This is a genomic window from Actinoplanes sp. NPDC026623 (genome assembly GCF_040638275.1).
Taxonomy (GTDB): Bacteria; Actinomycetota; Actinomycetes; order Mycobacteriales; family Micromonosporaceae; genus Actinoplanes.
Window position 1 is genome coordinate 1 of sequence record NZ_JBEZXZ010000371.1, and the last position, 3530, is coordinate 3530.

General features: G+C 68.9%; 3 protein-coding genes and 1 pseudogene. 2 read left to right on the plus strand and 2 right to left on the minus strand.

What is annotated here, in order from left to right:
* Positions 1-142: 142 nt before the first annotated feature.
* Positions 143-550: a nitroreductase family deazaflavin-dependent oxidoreductase gene (locus AB0F10_RS44725; protein ID WP_360640576.1), complete on the minus strand. Its 408-nt coding sequence runs from the start codon at positions 548-550 to the stop codon at positions 143-145.
* Positions 551-720: 170 nt separating this feature from the next.
* A pseudogene (locus AB0F10_RS44730) lies at positions 721-1161 on the minus strand (hypothetical protein); the annotation flags it as partial.
* Positions 1162-1416: 255 nt separating this feature from the next.
* On the opposite strand from AB0F10_RS44730, the gene AB0F10_RS44735 reads away from it, so the two are divergent.
* On the plus strand, positions 1417-2805 hold the full coding sequence (locus AB0F10_RS44735; protein ID WP_360640578.1) for a glucose-6-phosphate dehydrogenase: 1389 nt from the start codon (positions 1417-1419) through the stop codon (positions 2803-2805).
* A 273-nt stretch (positions 2806-3078) separates the two neighbouring features.
* On the plus strand, positions 3079-3530 hold a 452-nt coding region (locus AB0F10_RS44740; protein WP_360640580.1), incomplete at its 3' end, for an HXXEE domain-containing protein.

The following is a 3530-nucleotide window of genomic DNA, read 5'->3' on the forward strand; positions in this document are numbered from 1 at the left end:
TCAGCCACGTGCCGCTGATCGACACCGCGCGCACGCTCGACACCGCCCTCGCACCCACCGAGGCGAGAGCCCGCGAGGGACTCCGGTGACGCCGCTACTCCGGCATCGGCACGTCGTGCTGGAGGCGCTGTGCGCGCCGCCATTACCCGTCGTTGCGGTGCAGCGCGACCAGCGGGATCCGGCGGGCCGTCTTGGTCTGATAGTCGGCGAAGCCGGGCATTGCCGCGGTCAGCCGGGCCCAGGTCTGCTCGTAGTCGTCGCCGGTGATCTCGGCCGCGCGGACCTCGACCGTCTCCGAGCCGATCTCGATCGTCGTGTCCGGGTTGGCCCGCACGTTGAAGAACCAGTCCGGATTCTGCGGGGCGCCGGCCTTGGAGGCCACGATGACCAGACGGTCGCCGTCGTCGTAGTAGGCCAGCGGGTTGACCCGGACGGTGCCGGTGCGGGCGCCGGTGTGGTGCAACAGCAGCAGCGCGTCCCCGAACTGGGCGACCCCCTTGCCACCCTGGGCGCGGAACTGCTCGATGATCTTCGTATTCCAGTCACTCACCCCTCTAACTTATCCGGGTAGTGGCCCGGAGCGGAGCTGCCGGGCGAATTTCCACGACTCAGCGCAGGACAAGCGGCGCGAGTCGGCGCGCCGCTTGCCCTGCGCAGATACGTTCGCCGATGTCGATGCTCTCGGGGCTTGGTGGAGTCGCTCGACGATTCCGCGCGTCCTCACACGGCATCGCCGGGACCGGCATTCATCAGGCCACCGAGTCCTGAGCTTGTTCTTTGACCCGTGTGTTTCTTGCGTTCTTCGATGCTGAGTGCCCGTTCGGTGGTTTTGCCGACGTCGTGGCGGTTAGCGGGTCGATGGTTTCGTGACCCGGGTGGGCGTCCAGGGCCGGGTGTGGTGGGTTTCGGCGCACCGGCCGGTCGGGCGGTCTTCGCGCGCAGGTTCCGAAACCCTCGCCGCACCCTCGCCGGAGTGAGTCGGCCCTCGGGTGCCGGACGCTCCCACGGCCGACGCAAGTCCTGGGCGAGGTGACGTGCGAGACGCAGTTGGGTGTGAGCGGCGATCACGATCCAGGTCCACCGGTCCGCGGCTTGCGGGTCACGTATCTTCGGCGCGGTCCAGCCGAGGGTCTGTTTGAAGAACCGGAACGTGTGTTCGAGCAGTTCGGCATAGCCGATCAGCCGGCCGGAGCGGGACGTCACGAAGGCTGCGAAGGACTCGTCGGTGTGACGGCCTCGTCCGGTCATCATGCTCTCCTAGACGTAGTCGAGGGCGGAAAGGCTGGCGTCGGTGCCGTCCGTGGGGCCTGGGCGAGGTCGCCGAGTCCTGCGGTCCTTCTCCGCTCTGCTCGAACGGCACCTGACCGGTGTTCGCCGAGACGGTTAGGGAGGTTGCGGGCGGGGGATGGTCGGGTCATGAAGACGCAATCCGTGGCATCAGCCGACGACGAACAGACATTGCTGGTGCTGGGCGCCAGCGGCGACCTCACCGCACGCCTGCTGTTGCCGGGGCTGGGCGGTCTGCTGGCCGAGAGTCCCGGCGAAACGCTGTTCCTTGTGGGCAGCGGTAGGGACGACTGGGACGACGGGCACTGGCGTCAGCGGGTGACTGAGGCCTTCTCGTCGGCGACCGGCCCGCAGGTGACGGCCACGGTGCAGAGCACGCGTTACCTCCAAGCCGACGTCACCCGGCAGGAGGACTTGGAGCGACTGCTCGCCGCCTGCCGGGGTCAGGTGATCATCTTCTTCGCCCTTCCGCCGGCGATCACCGCGAAGGCCTGCCGAGCGCTGACCGGCGTCGAGTTGCCCGAGGGCACCCGACTGGTGCTCGAGAAGCCGTTCGGCATTGACACCGCCAGTGCCGAGAAGCTCAACAAGCTGCTGGCCACGCTCGTGCCGGAGAATCAGATTCACCGTGTCGACCACTTCCTGGGCAAGTCGACCGTGCTCAACATTCTGGGGCTGCGGTTCGCGAACCGGCTGTTCGAACCGGTGCTGAACGCCGAGCACGTGGCGAGCGTCGACATCCTCTTCGACGAGAGCCTGGCCCTGGAGGGCAGGGCCGGGTATTACGACACTGCCGGCGCGCTTGTCGACATGGTGCAGAGTCACCTGCTGCAGGTGCTCGCGCTGCTCACCATGGACGCTCCCCCGTCCGTCGACGCGCGGGAGCTACGCGACCGCAAGGCCCAGGTGCTGCGCGCCACCCGGCTGTGGAATGACGACGTGCAGGCCTGCACCCGCCGGGCGCGATACACGGCGGGGGAGATCGACGGTCGCCGGCTCCCCGCGTACGCGGACGAGGCGGGTGTCGACGAAAGCAGGGGTACGGAGACGCTGGCCGAGGTGGTGCTGGCTGTCGACACCTGGCGCTGGGCGGGGGTGCCGTTCCGGCTGCGCTCCGGCAAGGCGATGAGTGCGACCCGCAAGGAAGCCGTCATCACGTTCAAGCAGCCCGCCCGCGTGCCCGACGGACTGACCGGCCACGGCCGGCCGGACCGGCTCCGTATCGGTTTCGGCCCCGACCGGCTCGCCCTGGACCTCAACATCAACGGCCCTGGTGACCCGTTCGAGATCGACCCGGTGACCCTGGACGCCGAGTTCGGGCCCGGCGAGCTGGCCGCGTACGGGGAGGTGCTGCGCGGGGTCCTGGACGACGACCCGAGCCTATCGGTCCGGGGCGACACCGCCGAGCAGTGCTGGCGGATCGTGGACCCGGTGCTGTCCGCCTGGCGCAAGGGCACGGTGCCGCTGCTGGAGTATCCGGCCGGCAGCAGCGGCCCGGAGGACTCCCTACTGTCGTAGGTGTCCGCAGGCACCGAAAGCCGGGCTGTCTCGACATCAGCGGTGGCCGCCCCGGGGCACTCCTGTCGCCCACGGACAGCGCGGAAGTCAAGATGAGCCGGACCGATCACGACGGAGCGGGATGCTGCTTCGAACGACGGCAGGGTCGCGAGATGGTGGAATGCGCCAACCTGATGGCTATGCCATCCCGGACGCTCCGGCGCACGCCGCCGGCGCCGAACTGAGCCGGCGAGCGGGGTGTACAGCGGTTCTACCCGGGGTCAGAATCGGGCGATGGGACCGAAGGCAATCGCGGCGGGTCTGTTCGTCGCATGGGCCGTTCACGACCTTGAAGAGATACTCGGCACGGCCTACTGGCGGGACACAGTGGTCCCCCGGCTGCGGGAACGCCATCCACGGGTGCCGGCGGTGACCTGGCGGGCCGCGCGCATCGGCACCGATCAGATGGCCGTCGCGGTCGGCCTGATCGCCGTCCCCGTTGCCGTCGCGACAGCCTACGGAGTGGCGACGGACGGGCGCTCGCCGCTGTTTCGGGCGACGCTGGCCGCGTACGGGATCCACGGTGTGGGTCATGTCGCCGGATCACTGCTAGCGCGCGACTACACCCCGGGAGTACTCACCAGCCCGCTACCGGTACACCGCAAGCAGGACGACCATCGTCGACATGGTGCTCACGGGGACTCCTTGACATGGTCGTCGTTCGTAGGGCCGCGCGTGATCCGCCG